We start from the raw sequence: 19,664 nt of genomic DNA on the forward strand, positions 1-19,664 counted from the left end.
TTCAGGCAATGAATCGGCCACTTGTATGCAATCCTCGTACCCCAGATTTCCAGAATGAGCAAAAAGGACTCCAGGCCGCTTTTCCCACTCCTTTTCAAAAACATCGTTCCACATGCTTAACCCTCCATTACACACTCACATTTTACCTTTCTATCAGCATATCATGGCATATTTCACCATTCAAATCTGCTATAATCAAAACTTCACAGCTAACTCATAAGGAGGAAAACCTTTGCTTCGTGCAGTCAACTTTTGTTTTCTGGCTCTGATGCTGCTGGCAGCGGGTTGCCAGGATCAGGTCACATCCAATCCAGCCCCTGCTCCGACTGACAGATCCGACCATCAGGAAGTCTATTACATATCACCTTCAGGTGACGATGCAAACAGCGGTACGATTCAATCCCCTTGGAAAACAATGCAGCATGCTTCTGAACAAGCCACGCCAGGGAGTACGGTCTATTTGCGAGAGGGCGTGTACCAGCAGAAAGTCAAAATCACCCGGAGCGGTCATTCCTCCACTAAGCCTACCATCTTCTCCAGCTATCCCGATGAGAAAGCCATTATTGACGGAAAGGGTCTGTCTGTTAATGGACTTGAAGGCTTGATTGAAGTGGAGAATGCCAGCTTCATCACGATTCAGAATGTTGAGATTCGCAACTTCACCACAGCACATGCTGACCAGGTACCCACCGGGATTTATGTACACGGAGCAGGTGAATACATCCAAATTCGAGGCAATACCGTACACGAGATCGCCAACGTTGCTCAGCCGGAAGGACCCGATCTAACAGGCAGGGATGCTCATGGGATTGCTGTCTATGGCACGGAACACCCCGCAGCACTGCGGAATATTCTTATCCAGGATAATGAATTATATGATCTGGTCTTAGGTTCAAGCGAGTCACTCGCTGTTAATGGAAATGTGGACACTTTTTCCATACTGGACAACACCATCCATGATACGGACAACATCGGCATCGATCTGATTGGGTATGAAGGGATATCTGCAAATGACAAGTATGATCGGGCCCGAAACGGAATTGTAAGAGGTAACGAAGTATACGATATTACGTCCAATTTCAATCCTTCTTATGGCACCAACCTTCCCAATGACAGCCATTCGGCAGGGGGCATCTATGTCGATGGGGGTACAGATCATATCATTGACCAGAACCGGGTATACCGCAACGATATCGGCATCGAAATCGCATCCGAACATGCCGGGCGTTCCACAAGCCATATTACGGTTCAGGATAACCTGGTCTACAACAACAGGCTGACGGGCATTGCCATGGGAGGATATGACGAGGAACGCGGGTCTACCGAAAACAGCACGGTGATGTACAATACCCTGTTTCAGAATGACACTTTGGGCGCAGGCAATGGGCAACTGTTCGTGCAAGCCATGACGAAGAACAACACGTTTAAGCGCAACATTGTCGTGTCAGGCAGCTCAGGTGTGCTCATCTACAATGAATACAGCAGCAATTCAGGGAATCTGCTTGATGAAAATGTATACTATACCCCAGTTGCAGAGGAAGATGCCCTGTGGGTTTGGAAAAATGAAGGATATTCCGGTTTTCCAGCCTACATGAAGGACTCCGGCAATGACGCACACTCACGCTATGTAAATCCGGCTTTCATGGACAAAACCAGCGAAGACTTCAATCTCCAGCCCGGATCACCGGCAGAAGGTTATGGTTACCTTGCACCCAGGTAACAGCGGAGACTAAGAAAAGAATAGAAAATCAAAAACCGGATCGGATAAAGGGGTGTCCCTATCCTGTCCGGTTTTTTTCTGCTTTTACTACATCATTAGTTATAAGAAGTTAGCTTTGGATTGTACCAGCTGCATGAGTCACCCGATTGCGCCCTCCGGTTTTGGAGGCATACAGCGCCATATCCGCTTTTTGGAACAAGGACTGATCCGTATCTTCCTCAGCAACCGTCGCTGCACCGATACTGATGGTGATATTATAGACTCCCCAATCCGCAGAAGCCACCTGAGTACGGTACCGTTCGGCTGTAATCACTGCTTGCTCGGCCGTACAATCCGTGAGAATAATCACAAATTCTTCCCCCCCATAACGAGCCACAACGTCCGAACTTCTGGATACCGACTGCAGCAGACCTGCCAGATTGCCAAGTACGAGATCCCCTACCGGATGTCCGTACGTGTCGTTAATGCTTTTGAAATGATCAATATCTACGACCAGCAGCGAGAACTCGCGTTGGGTGGCATGGTAGCCTTCCAAACTTTCAAGCATTTTCAGCTGGAAGAATCTGCGGTTTTTAAGTCCGGTGAGCAGATCGGTAGAAGCCATCGTCTCGAGCTGGTCATTCACTTTAATTAATGCCTGCTGCTTCACTTCATATTCCTCGTGCAGCCGTTCAAGCTCCTTGTTTGCTTCATGCGTAGCCTGATAGAGCTCCTGCAGCTTTGTCTTCGTGTTCAAAATATCCTTCTCATGTTCAATCCGTTTACGCATGACCACAACCACACAGTCCACGACGCTTTCCCCGTCACGAGTCTGGCGAATCCCATTAAGCAGAACCGGAACATCCTGCTGCTCACTGGTGCGAAACGTAAAGTACATCTCGTCCACGCGGCCATACAACTGAATGTACGGATAGAAATAGGTGTGGAAAAAAAGCTTGTTGGTGACCGACATGGTGGACTCAATATGTCTTCCCATTAGCTCGCTGCGTTCATAACCCAGCATCGTCAGCAGGGTTTGATTGACTGATTGTATAACCCCCGAGTCAGAAATCGAGAAGTACCCGCAGGGAGCAAGATCTAATTGTGCATCCATCAATAACAGCCTTTCTTCTGGGTTTTATGCGCTCGTCAAATAATTATTAATCAATCGAATGGTTTCTTCCGGTTGACTTAAGTGAGGGTAATGTCCTTTGGCGGTCATCTGCTGCAGCATGCTGTTCTTCAGATGAGCATGCAGATAATCGCCTACTTCAACCGGGGCAATGCTATCATCGGAGCATTGAAGAATCAGCGTAGGTACAGATGCCTGTTCCAATTCCTCACGACAGTCGGACAAAAACGTCACCTCGGCAAATTGCCTTGCAATATGCGGATCTCTGGAGCAAAAGCTCTTCTCCAGCTCTTCCGTGAGCTCCTTCCGTTCCGCATTCTGCATCACGATCGGTGCCAAATAACTTGCCCAGCCAATGAAATTCAACTGCATCATCTCGAGCAGTTCATCAATGTCACGGCGATCGAAGCCCCCATAATAATTCGGCAGGTCATTCACATATCGCGGAGAAGGCCCCAGCATCACGATGCTATTAAAATATTGGGGAGCTTGAATTGATGCCAGCATGCCAATCATGCTGCTGACAGAATGCCCAACGAATATCGTATCTCTCAATTTGAGCGCTTCCATAATCTCCAGAACATCCGTAGCATATCCTCGCAAATCACTGTATTTATGCGCATCGTAATAATTGATCTGAGATTGCCCTGAGCCTACATAATCGAACAAAACAATTTGATAATTTTCACTAAAACCCGGAACGATATAGCGCCACATGTCCTGATCACATCCAAACCCATGAGCAAAGACAATCGTTCTGCTGCCTGAGCCAAGCACTTTTACATTGTTGCGTACAAGAACGTCAACCGTCATTACAATCACCTCTCTGAGGTATTTTCCATTCACTTCATATGTGGTTATTATATCGGAAAAAGTTGGAATATGAATTAAAAATATTAATTCACTTGAGGTAAACATGAATAAGATTCGCATTTCCGCAAATCACAAAAACCTTTACAACCTGACTGTCGTCAGGTAATATCAATTCAACATGTCGTGCGACAAAGATAACAAAGTGGAGGAAGATGAATGACTACCCTTGGAATTGGAAATGCACCCCGGAAATTGTGGGGAAGATCTTTTATTTTTATCATGCTGGCTAACGCTTTATTGTTTATGGCCTTTGAAATGCTGTTACCAACCTTGCCTTTATTCGTTTCAACGCTTGGCGGCGATGCTTCCCAAATCGGCCTGGTCACAGGCATATTTATGTTCTCGGCCATCCTGGTTCGCCCTTTCACGTCGGTGCTTGCATCACGGATGGACAAAAAGTTTCTCCTGCTCATCGGTATAACCATATGTGCTTTAACTACAGGTTCATACTACCTGTCGTCAGGTATTTGGATGATTTTGATATTGCGGGTTATACACGGATTCGGATTTGGTCTGGCAACGACATATTTTGCCACGATCGCCACGGAAAACATCCCGCGGGATCGCCGGGGTGAAGGTATGGGGTATTTCGGTGTAGGAGAGACTGTAGCCATTTCCATTGGCCCATTGATCGGAACCAGTCTTCTGTACAAATACAATTATCAAAGTCTGTTCATGGGTGGTATGTGCATCCTGCTTCTCGCGCTGATCATGGCGATATTTGTATCGAGAAAACCAAAAACAGCATCAGGTGCAGACCCATCGGGTTCCCCCACACCTAAGGTCAAGCTAATCGAAAGAAAGGTACTCTTTCCTTCTCTACTGATTATGTTAGTTGGCGTTGCTGCCGGGTCGATCATGTCTTTTGTAGCCTTGTTTGCGGCAGAGAGAGGATTTGATAATGTAGCCTGGTTTTTCTTCATCGTGGCTATTGCGAGTTTTGTGGTCCGATTGTTCTCGGGGAGAATGTTCGATCAATTGGGCCCGGGGTCCGTATTGCTGCCATCTGCCGTATTTGCGATCGCGGGACTGTTCATACTGACCATCGCTCAAAATGACATGCACTTCCTCATAGCCGGTGCCTTGTATGGATTTGGATTCGGTGCCATTTTCCCAGCGATTCAGACCTGGTGCGTCAATCTGGTGGACGAGCATGAACATGAGAATGCCATGGCCTCCTTCTTTAATTTCTTCGATCTGGGCATTGGCGGTGGTTCACTGCTGCTTGGTATGATTGCTTCAGCATTTTCCTATACAGTGGTGTATGATATTGCCATAGGCATTTTTGTGGTATATATCCTGTTATATCTGGTATACTCCCGTAAACAACGGAGAGCTGAAGATTATTCATTGGAGGTAGACATTGAGTAAACAACGCATCAAGGACATTGCCATCCAACATTTCAATCGTCTGGGTTACGAAGGAACCAAGATGGCGCAGATTGCCGAAGAGGCGGGCATTCGCAAGCAATCGCTTGCGTATCATTACCCGACCAAAAAGGCACTGCTGCTTGAACTTTATGAGGAAGTGGTGCAGGAGGAACAGCAATTCGTCAAAGATTTCTTCCTGCAAGCGAATGAACTGCCTTTGGAGCAGCAATTGTACAACTTTTTGCTTGAGCATAAAAACAGATTCCTGACACATCCGAATGTGGCTTTTATGTACATTCTGTCCTTTATCACTCCGCTTGAAGTGCATGATTTTGTCCTCGCGCAGTATCGAACATATCTTGGCACGCTCAAAGCCGAGCTCGCCGCCGTGTTTACCAAACATGAGAACATCCGTCTGAACCCTGAAGAAGCTACGGTGGCTTATGTCACGCTATTGGATGGACTGGATGTACAGCTCGTATATGAGACGAGACAATCCTATGAACACGCACTCACCATTGCCTGGAATGTATTCTGGACAGGCATACGTCGCTAGCGAATTTGACTTGTCCTGCAAGCAAAGAGGAGCGCATCTCCATGTTTATACTGTGGAGACCGCTCCTCTTTGTGATGTTCTTTTGACGCGAGCTATGCCTTCGTTATTTCGCAGTCACCCTTTGCCGTGTCCGTGTCCGTGTCCGTGTCCGGTCTTAAGCAGGCCGCTTCCCTATCCCTTCTGCTCCGTTGCACCCAAGCTGTCTTCCCCATTAAAATGTTTAGCCACCGGCTCAGTCTTATAGTCATGGGACATTCCACTCAACCCCCAACATAACAGGTTGTAAGCTTTTCCCATTTTGATATAGTATAATTTCTATGGCGACAGGATCTATACATAGCATTAACATGACATTCATAACATCTGGAGGAATTAAAACCATGCAAAAATTGGACGCTGCCTTACAACAGTTTATTGAACAGCAGGATTTATACAATGAAGCTTACGGACTCTTCAAACAACATGATCTCCGCCCCCGCGAACAACCTAACCAGCCCGAAGTGGACAAGCGTATACCCCTCTCACCTGAGCTTGTGTATTTGTATACCCATTATGAGATGAGAGATGCAAAAGCTGAAGGGACACTCAAAATGAAAAATGCGGCCGTGGAAATTGGAGATGCGGCCCTATTATCCTTCGTTGCTCCTGAGCACCTGCACCGCCAGCAGCAGGGTTATCGCTGGATCGGCATGAATGAGCCATATGTGGAGTCGCCCTCCTGGAAAGCAAATCATGTCGTTATTGCCAACTTCAATGATGATCCATTGATTGTGGATACAAACGAAGCCAACTCACCTGTGTATGCTGCCTTTGAAGGCGGAGAGCCCCGGCGTATTGCGGGTTCATTGTCCGACCTGTTCACTGCACTCGCCATCCTGATTGAAGCGGCACGCGCTTACGGCGGAGAAGTGAAGGATGAAGAGACCTATGAAACCAAACCTGAATATTTGGAGCATATAGAACCTTTATTGGTTGATCTGCTTGGCGCAGAGCACACCGCACATCTGGTTGAATATTTATCGCTTCGTTAAACCATCGGAATGAGAACAAGCAAGATTGAAGTGGCTTCGCTAACGAATTGATAATGTGTGCTGGAATTGCATACAGAAGAATTTATCTCTGATGAACTAGGGGGAAGACCATGATTTATGTTGCTTTGCTGCGGGGGATTAATGTAGGCGGGAACAATAAGATCAATATGAAGCAGCTGAAAGAAGCTTTTGAACAAGCAGGCATGCAGAATGTCGTTACTTACATTAATACGGGCAACATTATCTTCGCCGATGATCAGGAACGTATTCACGCTAACGCCGAGATATCCAAGATATTGGAGCAAGCCATTACTGCTGAGTTCGGATTAGAGATCCGTGTCGTGGTGCGCAATATGGAAGAAATGCAGACTGTGCTTCAGGCGCTGCCGGAGGAATGGACCAATGACGAGCAGGCCAAGAGTGACGTGATGTTTCTGTGGGATGAAGTCAATGACGTCTCGGTGTTGGACAAGCTGCCCCTCAAACCGGAAGTGGGCACATTGATATACGTTACCGGAGCCATCTTGTATTCAGTAAGCAGAGAAGATGCCGGACGCAGCGGGATGAACAAGCTTGTCGGCTCCTCTGTCTATAAATATATGACGGTCAGAAACGTCAACACGACCCGCCAAATTTATAGGCTCATGCTGGCTGCGGCAGAGTGATCATATGAACTTCGGCATGAAAAAATCCCCCAAGGGATGGCATGGAGGAATATTTTGACGGATGTCTCTCCATGCTGTTTGCCTTGAGGGATTACCTTTTATGAATACAAGCTGCTGCATGTAAAATCATTAATCGATCTGAATACGTCTGTGCGTATGATCGTCTCCTGTACATTTCGGTATTTCAAGCTTCAGCACGCCATCTTCCAACCGGGCCTTAATGTTCTCCTCATCGATATGTTCCACATAGAAACGCCGGAGGAATTCACCGGACCTGCGCTCCTGCCGAATAATTCGATTCGAATCATCCTTCTGTTCATGAAACTCATTACGTTTCGCACGGATCACCAGTTCATTGCCCTGTACCTGAATATCGATATCCTGCTTGGCGATACCAGGCAGATCAGCTTCAATCAAATATTTTCCATCTTCCTCACGGATATCCGTCCGGAATGGCTGGCTGCCGGTTCCAAAGGGAGAAAGCCACGGGCTGTCAACCATATCATTGAAGGATTTCAGCATGTGTCCGAACAGGTCTTCATTTCGTTTACGAAACGGGATCAGATCAAACATGAACATCATCTCCTTATATGTGATTGGTTTGTTGTTGCTTACATGGATTATTATAATCCTCTTGTGGATGATGCTCAAAATACGTAAGAGCCGAAAAAAAATGATTTTTCTTCAATATGGCTCGCTGCTTGAAAATAAATCCTTGTTTCTTTTGATTTGACCTTTTTTGACCTTCCTGCTTTTTCGGGCTCATTCAGAGAATGAACAGAACGCTATCCTTCATACTGAAAACGATCCAGAAACCGCTTAACGATGAGATTGGACGATTTGCTTTCACGCATAACCCATCCAATGGAAATCGCACGCTGTACACCTTCAATTTCCAGGATGGAGAAGTCATGATGCAGGACACTTCTGTCATGTGTGAATGAATATTCATGACCGATCGTCACCGCATCCAGCTGGGCAAGGGCGGCATTGACCACTTCGGAATTGTTCGTTCGGAACAATACATTCACCTCTCCTACCGTCTGTGAAAGCTCCCCTACAAACAAATCCACCAATTCGTCATTAAATAACACCAGTGTCTCGTTTTTCAATTCATGCATGGTGATCGACTTCTTGCCTGCCAAGTGATTGGTATGATTCACACAGGCACGCATCACCCCTTCATCAATGGGAACAAAGCGCAATCCTTCCAGATGCTGCTCCATATCATCTGTATATAGAGCGATTAGACCGAGATCGACCTGCTTGTTCCGCACATCTCTGATAATGTTGCGGGCAGCACTTTCGGACAGCTCGAATTTCAGATCCGGATATCGTTTCTTCATACTCGCAATGGTAGGTATGATGCCCGGAATTCCTCCAGGTATGGCTGACAATCGGAGTTCTCCATGGATCGATTCCCCTATATACTGGGCATCCTCCTTGATGTTTTGGACCGTATCGACAACCGATTTCATTTTGTCCAAAATAGGCTTGGCCTGTTCCAATACATACGCACCGTTACGGGACCGGCTGAACAATGGCATGCCCAGCTCATGCTCCAGACGTGTGATCGCCTGACTGATCGTGGACTGCGTGACCGATAATGTTGCAGCAGCAACGGTAATAGAGTTGGTCTTTTCAACTTCAAGTACATACACCATTTGTTCCAGATTCATCGTTTAACTCCCAATCCTTACATTAATTTATTTTATGTTAAGTGCATTTTTGTTAAATATACATGAATCATAAAATTAAGTATACTTGGATTGAAGATGAATGTAAGCGAAATCATTTTTTTTATTTTAACCGACAAAGGAGTGCTACATATGAATCCATTTGAGAATCGATTTGCAGGTAAAGTTGCGGTTGTTACAGGTGCGGCATCCGGTATCGGATATGCCATTGCAAGACGCCTTGTCCAAGAAGGAGCTTCCGTCCTTGCTGCCGATCTGAATACAGAACGTCTGGACGCCATCCAGGTTGAACTTGGGGAACGGTTCTTCGGTGTTAAAGCCAATGTGACCGTTGAAAACGATATTGAAGAAATGGTGAGTGCCGCTGTCAAACAATTTGGCAAACTCGATCTGGCCTTTAATGTGGCAGGTGCCTCCCGTGCAGGCGTCATTACGGAACTATCGGAGAAAGATTGGGACTTCACCGTGGATCTGTGCATGAAAGGTGTCTTCCTAAGCATGAAGCATGAAGCCCTTGAGATGGCTAAACATGGTGGCGGAGCCATCGTAAATGTGGCTTCCCTCAACTCCCACGTGCCTATGTATGCCGGATCGGCCTATGCCTCTGCCAAAGCCGGTGTCGAAATGCTTACCAAGAATGGAGCACTCGAAATGGCGCGTAACGGCATTCGTGTTAATGCTATTCTACCGGGTCTCATCGATACACCTTTAACTGCGGAACTGCTCTCCAACGCAGATATCAAAGAAGCCTACATGGAGCGGATTCCGATGAAACGTGCTGCTCAGCCGGAAGAAATGACGGGACCTGCCCTGTTCCTTGCGAGCGAAGATGCAGGATATGTGTCCGGTTCCAGCCTCATCGTGGATGGAGCTTGGGCAACGACCGGATATCCAGACCTGAGCCGCTGGTTCTAAGTCTGTACATTTCCACATGGTTTCCATATATCAAGTAAAGCCTATTGGACAGAGCTCAGCTCTGCCAGTAGGCTTTTTTCACTTGGATGTCATTACTCGATATTTTTACAAAACTGCTTCAGTTCGCTAACCTCGGCTTAACAATTCGCCCCTATACTAAAACAATTGTACATACTATCAACCATGAATCGGTAAAAGGGGATCTGGAACTGTGAAAAAGAGAAATCAATGGCTCGCCGTTTTGTCCATGACAGCTATACTCGGCGCAGGAGCAGCCAGCTACACATCGATGGTTCATGCGGCAAGCGCATCCGAATCTACTAATCATGTCGTACTACGAACAGCCATCCAAAATATGCAGGGAACCGTCACTTGGGATAGCAGCAGTCGCAGTGTCGACATCCAGTTGGGTGAAGTCCGAGTGCAGCTTCCGGTCGAAACAGCTACAGCTACCATCAACGGGGTGCAAACGCAGCTGGACAGCAAAAGTTATGTTACGAAAGGAATGACATACGTTTCCCCACAAACGTTGAAACGGATTACGGATCAGGTGATCCTGCGCCAAAATAAAACCGGATTTGAACAGACAGCGGCCTTCCAGATGCCAAGCGGCAAAGCCGAAATTGCTGCCTCCACTCCGGACGGCAAGCGCCTCCTCGTAACTGAAGCAGACAATGGCAGCATTTCCGTGCTGGATATTGCTGATCTGAACAACGTGAACGTTCTGAAAACCGTCAGCTTCCATGATCTCTCTGCCAAAGCAGAGGTAACTAGCGTAACCGTATCCAAGGACGGCAAATATGGCCTCGCCGTTATTCGTACCGGCGATACAGATACCGAGGCGAACAAGGGGCTACTGGCGGTTGTTGATCTTGCAACCTACAAAACCGTGAAGACGTATGAGCTTGGGGTCGGGCCAGACTCCATCGCATTATCCCCGGATGGATTGCAAGCCGTGATCGCAATCGAAGATGAGGAACTTAACAAGGCTGCGGACGAGATCGATTACCCTAATGCCAAACGCCCAGGCAGCATCATGATTGTATCGTTTGCCGGCGGAAACGTCCTTGAAGGAGAGGTAACCAACCTGCCTGTGTCTCTGGAAGATGTGAGCGGTGCAAGCTATCCGCATGACCCGCAGCCAGAGTATGTTGCCATCAGCCCGGACAGCAAAACCGCTGCTGTTACATTGCAGGAGAACAATGTCATTGCCATCATCGACCTGCAAACGAAACAGATCAGCTCGATCTTCTCGCTTGGTACCACCTCACATCAAGCCGATCTGAACGATGACGGTGTCGTTCAGTTCACCGAGAGCCTGACAGCCCGCTACGAGCCAGATGGTATTGCGTTCTCTGCAGATGGCAAATACCTGCTGACCGCCAATGAAGGCGACCTGGGCAAAGACGAGTTTGACGATGGTGTCAAAGCTGGCGGACGCAATATCGCCGTCTGGGATTTGCAGGGCAAGCGGGTATATGACAGCCAAAACCTGATCGATGAAGCAACCGCGAGGGTTGGTTTATACCCGGATGATCGCAGTCCGAGCAAAGGCAGTGAAGTTGAAAATCTGACGGTATCCACTGTAGACGGCACAACCTATGCTGCCGTAGCCTCTGAACGGGCCGATGCCATTCTGTTCTTCGATCTGGCCGACCCGGTAAACCCGGCCTACCTCGGCCTGATTCCGACAGCTGGTGAGTCACCGGAAGGAATCCACCGGCTTAACGGCCGCAGCGTATTTATTAGTGCGGATGAGAGTACAGGGACACTTAGCTTTTTTGAAAAAAAATAATTCAGTACGCAGCAGGCGGCTGTTCCAGCAGCTGGGATTAAGTTCATGAAATTTCAAAAGGACATGAGAGCATCACGCTCCCATGTCCTTTTTTGCTGCCTGCTAATGTGCCATCTCTGCTGCTTTAAAAGCTCCGAGCCAATCGTTCCAGCCATTCCACCGCCGGAGCGAGAACTGCTTCATCGATATCGAATTCAGGATGGTGATGGGGTGCAGGCAGGTCGCTGCCAACAATCATATACGTTGCAAGTCCACCCTGCTCCTGTACGCGTTTGATCATATAACTTGCATCTTCGCTTCCCAGGGCAGCGCCATCCGAGATCGCTTCAGCATGTCTTATTCCGGATATCCCTTCTGCCTTCTTCACGGCCAGCTCTGCAAGTTCCATATCGCACCTGATCGGAATAGCTCCGCCTACAATCTCAACGGCGACACTTAACTCATGCATGGCTGCACTATGCTCCAGAATCTGACGCACACGCCGCTCCAGTTCAAGATTCGTTTCTTCCTTCGTGGAACGCGTCTCAATCACCATGCGAGCGTGCTCGGCAATGATGTTCGCGCCAGTTCCTCCTTCCAAAATGCCCACATTGATCCGTGTATCGGCTGTACTGAATCTTGGCAGTGCATGAATATTAAGCATGGCAGTTGCCGCACCAAGCAGCGCATTCCGCCCTTCTTCAGGTGAAGCTCCCGCATGCGAGGATACCCCCGTAAAGTGCGCTTCCAGCTTCGTCGTTGCCAGGAAACCAGCGGAAGCCCCTTTGACATGACCGGACGGCACGTCGGTACCCAGATGCATGCAGAACAGGCGGTCTACCTGGTCGAGCATGCCCTTTTCCACCATGGCGTACGCACCGCGTACTCCCTCTTCGGCAGGCTGAAATAACAGCCGGACTTTCCCGGCAAACTGTCTGTCGCTTAACCGTTCTGCTAGCGCTAGACCAATGCTGGTATGCCCGTCATGTGCGCATGCGTGCATGATGCCTTCATGTTTCGAGCGGAACTGCCCAGACTGCGGCACGTGCTTGTCCTGCCCGCTTTCACGAATCGGCAGTGCATCCATGTCGAAGCGAAATGCCGTTGTCGGCCCTTCCTGAATTCCATCCAGCTCGGCGACAACAGCGGTAAATCCGCCGCGCATCTGCTCCACGATAGCGGGCTCCGCTCCTTCCTGAAGAGCACGCTGATAGGCATCTTCCAGTACTTCCGGTTTGGGCAGCCCCCGCCGGGACGTGTCATCAATGGCCTCTTTTCCATACGTCACACGATAGCCTAACGCTTTTAACATCTGTACAACTTTGGTCGCAGTACGAAATTCCGTGAATCCCAATTCGGGATATTGATGCAGCTCTCTGCGAAGCGCAATAATGTCGATCATATCGGTTCCCCTCTCTCAACTCTCTTATTTCCGAATCAGACGATCTTCTATAATCTGGCGTGAACTCCCGGGCCAAGTGGCAGGTTGAAGACGTACCAGAGAATGACCATAACGACCCAGACGGAGAAGAATGCAATGGAATATGGCAAAATCAAGGAATAATACGTTCCGAGCTTGGCATCCTTGCGGTATTCCTGCAAAAATCCGACGAACAATGGTACAAAAGGCGATACCGGAGCAAGTGGAATAATAACCGAGTCGGATACCCGGAAAATGACTTGAGTGAACGCCGGATGGAATCCAAGCAGCATCATCATCGGGATAAATACAGGAGCCAGAATGGACCAGATTGCAGATCCACTTGCAATAAACATCGTTAGCAATGCAGATAGGAAGATCAATCCGATCACCACCGGGATGCCGTTAATACCCGTTTTTTCAAGCAAATCGGTGATGGTCAGTGCCAGAAACTTACCCATATTGCTCCAGTTGAACATCGCCACGAATTGGGATAGCGGGAAGACCATCACGATGAAGCCTGCCATCGTTTTGATCGGTTCAATCAGCAATTTCGGCAGATCATTCTGGTTTCGAATCACTTTCAGTTTAATGCCGTAAGTCAGTGCTACGGTGAAGAAGAACAGTAAAATGACAGGCACAATCCCTGCAAGAAAAGGCGAACCCATCACACTGCCTGTTTCCGGGTTGCGAAGAATGCCATTCGAAGGTACAACCATAAACGCGATGATAGCGATAAAAATAAGGGCGGCAAAACCAGCCGCACGCAGTGCCCGGTTTTCTTCAGGTGTTGGAGCTTCCAGCTTGTACACACGTTCCCCTTCATATGTGCCAAGGCGCGGTTCCAGGAATTTGTCTGTCATAAAACCTGCGACCAGCGTCAACACAATCACAGAGGCGGACATGAAGTACCAGTTATCCAAGACCGTAACACCCACATTTGGATCTACCGAGGCGGCAATTTCGGTACTGATGCCTGACAGCAATACATCCGTAGTCACAATCAGCATATTTGCGGTGAAACCAGCACCAACGCCGGCAATGGCTGCAATCAATCCGGCAATTGGATGTCTGCCTACAGCGAGAAAAATTAATGCTCCGAGCGGAGGCATGATGACAAGCGCTGCATCTGAAGACACATGACTGAAGAATGCAATGAAAATAACAAGATAGCTGGCATAGCGGGCGGGTACCCGAACAGCCATTTTGCGCATGACCGCTTCCAGAAGCCCTACTTTCTCAGCGAGACCAATTCCGAGTACCAATGCCAGAATCGAAGCAAGTGGTTTAAAATCAGCAAAGTTCTTTACCACATTCGGCAGCAGCCACTGTATTCCCTCTCGGCTCAGCAGGTTTTTGACCTGAACCTTCTCTCCGTCAATCGGGTTATGTGCTGTCGCGTTAAAGAACGACAGTATAAGGGTAGCAATCATCAGCGCAACAATGAGATAGATAAACAATAAAAACGGATTGGGAAGCTTGTTCCCCACTTTCTCTACCCAACCAAAAAGTCCTGTACTCTCCTGCCTTTCCGCTTTCACCATGCAAATACCCCCTGACTGTGATATTAACGTACATTTAACGAAAATGTCGTAATTTTAGGACATTATATAATTAACTCCGTACAAAACTCAATACTTATGTTATGTATTTTGACACTACACATAAAAAATACCGATCTGCAGCCCGTTCACATTGTCCACCAGGAGTGGACATGAGAACTAAGTTTGCAGCATCGGTATCCTTATTCCGCCTCTATGTTCGTAAATCTAACGCAGCAGCCGATATCGGTTACTTGGCCGTCCTCTGCGGGTATTCAACTCATTTCCCGTGATTTCAGCCAGGGAGTATGCCGTAAGACTGCCGAGAATTCGCTGTACGTGCCTGATGGTCATTGATAATCCTGATGCCAGTTCACTGGCCGTAAATTCTTCTCTGCCCATCCGGCGTATGTATGCCTTCAGTTTCTGAAATGTACGAATGCTAACCCCTGCCTTGTTCAACTGTTCGAGCAATTCGGTGTCACTTGAATACATCTCATAGGATAATTCCTGATCCTCACCCGCTGCCTCCACAATCGTCCCATTCGTCTCATAGACAATCACACGTCCAGCTTCATCGTCCTTGGCATATTGGATCGCCTTCCGGGCATGACGCTCTGCATCAAATGCAGTTTCACCAAACCCGATCCCGGCAAAGGAAAGCAGATCCGTATCCAGCTCAAGCTGATGCATCGCTGTGTGCAGCGATTCCATATTGCGGGCCATTCCACCCCTGGAACCATACATCAGATATCGTCCTGTACCATCCTGATGAAGGGAACCATCGATTTGTTCACAATGACGCAGGAGGATGCCTTTGATCTTGAGCTCCATATGCTGCAGCTGATACCGTTCCGTCGATTGTTCACCGGCTGCATGCCACCCTTCAATCTCAACCATTAACACGCCAATCTGGCTGTCTTTGAATGCAGAACTGCGGATCTGCTCAATCAGCATTCGTACCGCTTGCACCGTCTCCAGCTTGGTGGAATCAATCTTGAAGACAGGGACCCCTCTCTGAAGTAATCCTTCATATACAGCGTACAGACAGGTAATGGCTGCCTTGGTCTGCCCTTCCTCCCAGTGACGAACGTGGAATTGGATCATGTCTTCGACATCGTAATCGGTGGAGAAAACGTATTTTCGCAGCTGCTCATCCGAGAAATTCAATTCCTCAAGACTGTCCATCAGCCCCCAGCTTTCATTCCCCGTCATATCAATGGAGATTTCCTTCACCGGATTGTCCAGTGTATAAATGGCTTGCAGCATAGCTTTGTACAAGCTGGCCCCGGTAGGCGGGCAGTAGATGGCATGTTCTTTTTCATGCAAGACGTCCTGGGCTGTCAGATAAGGAATGGGACCCGTAAACACCCACCCGTGTACTTTCTCGCGGTTCCTCGTAATAATCTCGCCCGTCTCGCGTGCATGTTCATAGGGATACAACTCAAAATGAGCCTCCAGCTCCTGCCCCTCCACAGCACGCATGGTCCGCTCAATGGACGGCTTCGGTCCTACAATTCCGATTCGGTACATGCACTCACATCCCCTTGTCCAACGCAGCATCGTTTAATAGAAAAATCATACCGAACTGAGGTTCCGCTGTAAACCTCTTCATCTCAGCCATGGCTTACACCCTCTCATTCCTGATTATGCATCATAATCGTAAATTTTACATTTAGTTAACCCATTCCTTACGTTCGTTTAGCAATTGTTGTATACACTGGTTTTTGGATACCAAACTATACATATCTATTTTAGGAGGATGTATTCATGTTAAACCGGTTCAATGCCCGTGCGGCCAAAATGATGCTCGCGGTTACAACAGTTGTTACAGCTACGCTGGGAGGAAGCAGCGCAGCATGGGCTGCTGACGACACTGCTGCACCCGCATCATCATCACCGATCAAAAATGTCATTATCCTGATTCCGGACGGTATGGCTAACGATGCCACTGCACTGGCCCGCTGGTACAAAGGGGCCTCCCTGACTCTGGATTCCATGGCAAGCGGTATGGTTCGCACACACTCCGCAGATGCTCCGATTGCGGACTCGGCTCCTGCGGGAACGGCTTTTGCTACAGGTTATAAATCACATACAGGATATGTTGGCGTACTGCCAGACAAGGCAACCATGCCTGGACAGAAGGCTATCGCTCCTGGAGATGCCAAGAAACCCGTTGCATCCGTGCTGGAGGCATCCAAATTGGCAGGCAAGGCAACCGGCATTGTAGCCACCTCCGAGATTATGCACGCTACCCCGGCAGACTTCTCTGCCCACTATCCGGATCGCAAAAATTACGATGCACTCAGCAAACAGCAAGTATACAACGGACTCGATGTTGTTTTGGGTGGCGGAAGTCGCTACCTTGAGCCGGCGGGTCGCAAAGACGGTGAAAATCTGGTCTCTTCCATCAAAGCACTCGGTTACGATTACGTGACCACACCGGCTGCCATGAAAGCCTCAAACTCCGGCAAGCTGTGGGGAATGTTCGCACCTGCAGGCATGGCTTATGACATGGACCGTGACCCTGCCAAACAGCCAAGCCTTGCTGAAATGACTTCCAAGGCCATTGATGTTCTGTCCAAAGACGAAGACGGTTTCTTCCTCATGGTTGAAGGCAGCAAAGTGGACTGGGCTGCTCATGCCAACGATCCGATCGGAATTATCAGTGACGTGCTGGCATTTGATGATGCCGTAAAAGTAGCCATGGATTTTGCCAAAGCAGATGGAGAGACAGCTGTTGTGGCAGTAACGGACCACGGTAACGGCGGTCTCACGATCGGTAACAATGCAACAACGGGCACCTATGACAAAGAACCATTGTCCACTTTCATCGGACCTTTGAAAAAGGCCAAGCTGACAGGTGAAGGCGTGGAAGCGAAGCTGAATGCCAAACGCACCAATATCAAAGCTGTCATGAAACAATACTATGGCATTTCCGACCTGACATCCGAGGAGATCGCTACCATTAAGGCAGCCGAGCCAGGCAGCCTGAACTACTCCATCGGACCAATGATCAGCAAACGCGCAGGCATTGGCTGGACAACTGGTGGTCACACAGGCGGAGACGTTGTGCTCTACACGTATGCTCCGAACAATGACCGTCCATTCGGCGTAATCGACAATACGGATGTGGCTAAATATATGGCGCGCGTATTGAATCTGGATCTGGATAGCGTGAGCAAACAGCTATTTGTTCCTGCCAAACAAGCATTCACAGCCAAAGGCGCTGCGTACAAGCTGGACCTGACAGATGCCAAAAATCCTAAGATTCTGGTTACCAAAGGTAACACTAAAGTCGAACTGCAAATCTACAAAAACATTGCGCTGGTTAACGGCAAAAAGACTGCGCTGGAAGGCGTAATCGTGTATAACGGGGTAGATGCCTTTGTACCACAAGGTGCAGTGGATCTGATTCAGTAAGTTTGAAAGATGGTCTGCGCTTATAAACCAAACACACATAATGGGAAAGCGTAGCGGTTTACAACGTTTCAACCGGAATTATATCATTGGGCTGCCGAATATTTCGGCAGCTATTTTTGTTGTTCACAGACAAGGAAGGGTACCCCCTCCTTGCTTGTCGTATAATAGACGTAACATTGATAAATAGGAGACAAAAAGGAGAGATTCACCCATGTTGATCAAATTAAACTGGATTACACTTCGGGTACGCAATCTGGAAGCCTCGCTTGGGTTCTACCACGGCATGCTCGGGCTTCCAATCCAGCGCCAATTCGAAAGTCGTGGGCGGCAAATTGCCATGCTGGGCACAGAAAATGAAACCATGCTGGAGTTGATTGAGGGAAGTGAATCCATCCTCAAAAAAGAATCTGGCGTGTCCATCGGCTACGAGGTGAGTTCACTGGAAGATGCCATGGAACGACTGACAGCACTGAATATTCCCATTGTTCGCGGGCCCGTTCAGCCGAATCCGCATCTACGCTTCCTTTACATTGCCGACCCGGACGGCTTCGAGGTACAGCTCGCCGAACATGCATGATCTGGTGTGACACTCATAGAACAGCGTTACCACGTTTTGGTGTTGTGCTTGCCCGGAATCAACAATAATATCCTATACAAAACAAGAGCATCTCTAGTTGAGCCCAGAACATGCTCTTGTTTTGCATTTACAAATCATTTGTGGAACGCTGTTGGACACTTCATGCTTAGCAGCTCGGCAAGCTGGCGATAACCTGGTCCATCCTCGCTTTGGTTCACTTCATCTTCGTCCATCTCCAGCCAATAATCAGCATCCAGCAGCTCCACCATGTCCAGCATCGTAATCTCCGCACAGGCAGGATGTTCACAAACAGCCAGCATAGGCTCGGGACTGTCATCCCAGTTGTACCCGTCCACGACAGCATGCAGAAGTACAGCGGAGTCCAGCTCACGGATCTTCGCGGCTGCCCTCTCTGAAGATTCTTCGTACAAAATTTCATCCACGATGGCTTGTTCCGAATCAGTCAGCCGAAGTCTTACCGATCCCGTGGTGCTGAGCAGCATATCTGCAATGGCCGGGTCCCGTCTAGCTGCATTCCAGGCCGACGCCTGAATTCCATATGCAGAGTCAAGCTTCACCCCATATTCAAGCAAGAGCTGGATGGCTTCGATCTGCTTGAACTTCACAGCTTTTTTTAGAGCGGTATCACCGAGTTTGTCCTCCGCGTCCAAGTCTGCTTGCTGTTCCAACAGACATTTAATGGCCTCAGCTGGCATGCGATACGTCAGAAAAAGCATAAGCGGTGTCCGTCCCCGTTCATCCCGCTCATTGATATCCAGGTTATGTACTGCTGCACAAGCTTGCTCCACATCTTTGGACTTACTAATTTCAAGCCAATTCATTCACAATCCTCCTCCTTGCACTTCACACTCTACATTACACTGTAAAGGAGATATTCACGGGGTTCAAGTCCACTTGACAGCAAAAAAGCCCGCCGGACGATGAACGTACGGGCGGACTCTACATTTTCTACTAAAAGGTATCCTACCT

At 48.3% G+C, this 19,664-nt stretch carries 17 protein-coding genes; 9 read left to right on the plus strand and 8 right to left on the minus strand.

The window, feature by feature from the left end; genetic code table 11:
* Positions 1–232: 232 nt before the first annotated feature.
* Complete coding sequence (locus AC3WQ3_RS06565; protein WP_492471792.1) at positions 233–1,720, plus strand: right-handed parallel beta-helix repeat-containing protein; 1,488 nt, start codon at positions 233–235, stop codon at positions 1,718–1,720.
* A gap of 109 nt (positions 1,721–1,829) precedes the next feature.
* Here AC3WQ3_RS06565 and AC3WQ3_RS06570 read toward each other — a convergent pair whose 3' ends face one another.
* A complete protein-coding gene (locus tag AC3WQ3_RS06570; protein ID WP_492471793.1) occupies positions 1,830–2,813 on the minus strand; it encodes a sensor domain-containing diguanylate cyclase in 984 nt (327 codons plus the stop codon).
* A 24-nt stretch (positions 2,814–2,837) separates the two neighbouring features.
* Positions 2,838–3,644, minus strand: coding sequence for an alpha/beta fold hydrolase (locus tag AC3WQ3_RS06575; protein WP_492471794.1), 807 nt, complete (start codon positions 3,642–3,644; stop codon positions 2,838–2,840).
* A 216-nt stretch (positions 3,645–3,860) separates the two neighbouring features.
* On the opposite strand from AC3WQ3_RS06575, the gene AC3WQ3_RS06580 reads away from it, so the two are divergent.
* The 4 genes from AC3WQ3_RS06580 to AC3WQ3_RS06595 all read left to right on the plus strand — a co-directional run bounded on the left by AC3WQ3_RS06580 (position 3,861) and on the right by AC3WQ3_RS06595 (position 7,327).
* The gene (locus AC3WQ3_RS06580) at positions 3,861–5,075 is read left to right on the plus strand and encodes an MFS transporter (protein ID WP_336780444.1); all 1,215 of its coding nucleotides are present in this window, start codon (positions 3,861–3,863) and stop codon (positions 5,073–5,075) included.
* On the plus strand, positions 5,068–5,631 hold the full coding sequence (locus AC3WQ3_RS06585; RefSeq protein WP_492471795.1) for a TetR/AcrR family transcriptional regulator: 564 nt from the start codon (positions 5,068–5,070) through the stop codon (positions 5,629–5,631). The genes AC3WQ3_RS06580 and AC3WQ3_RS06585 overlap by 8 nt, the downstream gene beginning before the upstream one ends.
* Before the next feature lie 380 nt (positions 5,632–6,011).
* Positions 6,012–6,662 carry a hypothetical protein gene (locus AC3WQ3_RS06590; protein WP_492471796.1) on the plus strand — a complete coding sequence of 217 codons (651 nt, stop codon included), beginning with the start codon at positions 6,012–6,014 and terminating at the stop codon, positions 6,660–6,662.
* Between the two features lie 110 nt (positions 6,663–6,772).
* Positions 6,773–7,327 carry a DUF1697 domain-containing protein gene (locus AC3WQ3_RS06595; RefSeq protein WP_154896222.1) on the plus strand — a complete coding sequence of 185 codons (555 nt, stop codon included), beginning with the start codon at positions 6,773–6,775 and terminating at the stop codon, positions 7,325–7,327.
* 129 nt (positions 7,328–7,456) lie between these two features.
* On the opposite strand, the gene AC3WQ3_RS06600 is transcribed toward AC3WQ3_RS06595, so the two are convergent.
* Positions 7,457–7,900: an Hsp20/alpha crystallin family protein gene (locus tag AC3WQ3_RS06600; RefSeq protein ID WP_492471797.1), complete on the minus strand. Its 444-nt coding sequence runs from the start codon at positions 7,898–7,900 to the stop codon at positions 7,457–7,459.
* 212 nt (positions 7,901–8,112) lie between these two features.
* The gene (locus AC3WQ3_RS06605) at positions 8,113–9,006 is read right to left on the minus strand and encodes a LysR family transcriptional regulator (protein ID WP_154896220.1); all 894 of its coding nucleotides are present in this window, start codon (positions 9,004–9,006) and stop codon (positions 8,113–8,115) included.
* 150 nt (positions 9,007–9,156) lie between these two features.
* Here AC3WQ3_RS06605 and AC3WQ3_RS06610 point away from each other — a divergent pair, with 150 nt between their 5' ends.
* Together AC3WQ3_RS06610 and AC3WQ3_RS06615 are read left to right on the plus strand one after the other, a co-directional pair.
* Entirely contained in the window at positions 9,157–9,939 is a 783-nt protein-coding gene (locus AC3WQ3_RS06610) for an SDR family oxidoreductase (protein ID WP_154896219.1), read from the plus strand.
* A 211-nt stretch (positions 9,940–10,150) separates the two neighbouring features.
* Complete coding sequence (locus tag AC3WQ3_RS06615; protein WP_492471798.1) at positions 10,151–11,734, plus strand: choice-of-anchor I domain-containing protein; 1,584 nt, start codon at positions 10,151–10,153, stop codon at positions 11,732–11,734.
* Positions 11,735–11,858: 124 nt separating this feature from the next.
* Here the strand turns inward: AC3WQ3_RS06615 and AC3WQ3_RS06620 are convergent, their stop codons facing one another.
* From AC3WQ3_RS06620 to AC3WQ3_RS06630, 3 genes are all read right to left on the minus strand, one after another.
* Entirely contained in the window at positions 11,859–13,115 is a 1,257-nt protein-coding gene (locus AC3WQ3_RS06620) for an amidohydrolase (RefSeq protein WP_492471799.1), read from the minus strand.
* 47 nt (positions 13,116–13,162) lie between these two features.
* Positions 13,163–14,677: an AbgT family transporter gene (locus tag AC3WQ3_RS06625; protein WP_492471800.1), complete on the minus strand. Its 1,515-nt coding sequence runs from the start codon at positions 14,675–14,677 to the stop codon at positions 13,163–13,165.
* Positions 14,678–14,902: 225 nt separating this feature from the next.
* Complete coding sequence (locus AC3WQ3_RS06630) at positions 14,903–16,207, minus strand: hypothetical protein (protein WP_492471801.1); 1,305 nt, start codon at positions 16,205–16,207, stop codon at positions 14,903–14,905.
* 237 nt (positions 16,208–16,444) lie between these two features.
* Here AC3WQ3_RS06630 and AC3WQ3_RS06635 point away from each other — a divergent pair, with 237 nt between their 5' ends.
* Together AC3WQ3_RS06635 and AC3WQ3_RS06640 are read left to right on the plus strand one after the other, a co-directional pair.
* Positions 16,445–18,097 carry an alkaline phosphatase gene (locus AC3WQ3_RS06635; protein WP_492471802.1) on the plus strand — a complete coding sequence of 551 codons (1,653 nt, stop codon included), beginning with the start codon at positions 16,445–16,447 and terminating at the stop codon, positions 18,095–18,097.
* Between the two features lie 211 nt (positions 18,098–18,308).
* On the plus strand, positions 18,309–18,674 hold the full coding sequence (locus AC3WQ3_RS06640; RefSeq protein ID WP_492471803.1) for a VOC family protein: 366 nt from the start codon (positions 18,309–18,311) through the stop codon (positions 18,672–18,674).
* A 134-nt stretch (positions 18,675–18,808) separates the two neighbouring features.
* Here AC3WQ3_RS06640 and AC3WQ3_RS06645 read toward each other — a convergent pair whose 3' ends face one another.
* Positions 18,809–19,516, minus strand: coding sequence for a DUF4274 domain-containing protein (locus tag AC3WQ3_RS06645; RefSeq protein ID WP_492471804.1), 708 nt, complete (start codon positions 19,514–19,516; stop codon positions 18,809–18,811).
* Between the last annotated feature and the right edge of the window lie 148 nt (positions 19,517–19,664).

The sequence above is a fragment of the Paenibacillus sp. FW104-T2 genome (assembly GCF_058789975.1).

Bases quoted from the DNA above. Each gene is read 5' to 3' on its own strand.
- AC3WQ3_RS06570 (WP_492471793.1), bottom strand. From the start codon at position 2,813: ATGGATGCACAATTAGATCTTGCTCCCTGCGGGTACTTCTCGATTTCT.
- AC3WQ3_RS06575 (WP_492471794.1), bottom strand. From the start codon at position 3,644: ATGACGGTTGACGTTCTTGTACGCAACAATGTAAAAGTGCTTGGCTCA.
- AC3WQ3_RS06580 (WP_336780444.1), top strand. From the start codon at position 3,861: ATGACTACCCTTGGAATTGGAAATGCACCCCGGAAATTGTGGGGAAGA.
- AC3WQ3_RS06590 (WP_492471796.1), top strand. From the start codon at position 6,012: ATGCAAAAATTGGACGCTGCCTTACAACAGTTTATTGAACAGCAGGAT.
- AC3WQ3_RS06595 (WP_154896222.1), top strand. From the start codon at position 6,773: ATGATTTATGTTGCTTTGCTGCGGGGGATTAATGTAGGCGGGAACAAT.
- AC3WQ3_RS06600 (WP_492471797.1), bottom strand. From the start codon at position 7,900: ATGTTTGATCTGATCCCGTTTCGTAAACGAAATGAAGACCTGTTCGGA.
- AC3WQ3_RS06605 (WP_154896220.1), bottom strand. From the start codon at position 9,006: ATGAATCTGGAACAAATGGTGTATGTACTTGAAGTTGAAAAGACCAAC.
- AC3WQ3_RS06610 (WP_154896219.1), top strand. From the start codon at position 9,157: ATGAATCCATTTGAGAATCGATTTGCAGGTAAAGTTGCGGTTGTTACA.
- AC3WQ3_RS06620 (WP_492471799.1), bottom strand. From the start codon at position 13,115: ATGATCGACATTATTGCGCTTCGCAGAGAGCTGCATCAATATCCCGAA.
- AC3WQ3_RS06625 (WP_492471800.1), bottom strand. From the start codon at position 14,677: ATGGTGAAAGCGGAAAGGCAGGAGAGTACAGGACTTTTTGGTTGGGTA.
- AC3WQ3_RS06630 (WP_492471801.1), bottom strand. From the start codon at position 16,207: ATGTACCGAATCGGAATTGTAGGACCGAAGCCGTCCATTGAGCGGACC.
- AC3WQ3_RS06635 (WP_492471802.1), top strand. From the start codon at position 16,445: ATGTTAAACCGGTTCAATGCCCGTGCGGCCAAAATGATGCTCGCGGTT.
- AC3WQ3_RS06640 (WP_492471803.1), top strand. From the start codon at position 18,309: ATGTTGATCAAATTAAACTGGATTACACTTCGGGTACGCAATCTGGAA.
- AC3WQ3_RS06645 (WP_492471804.1), bottom strand. From the start codon at position 19,516: ATGAATTGGCTTGAAATTAGTAAGTCCAAAGATGTGGAGCAAGCTTGT.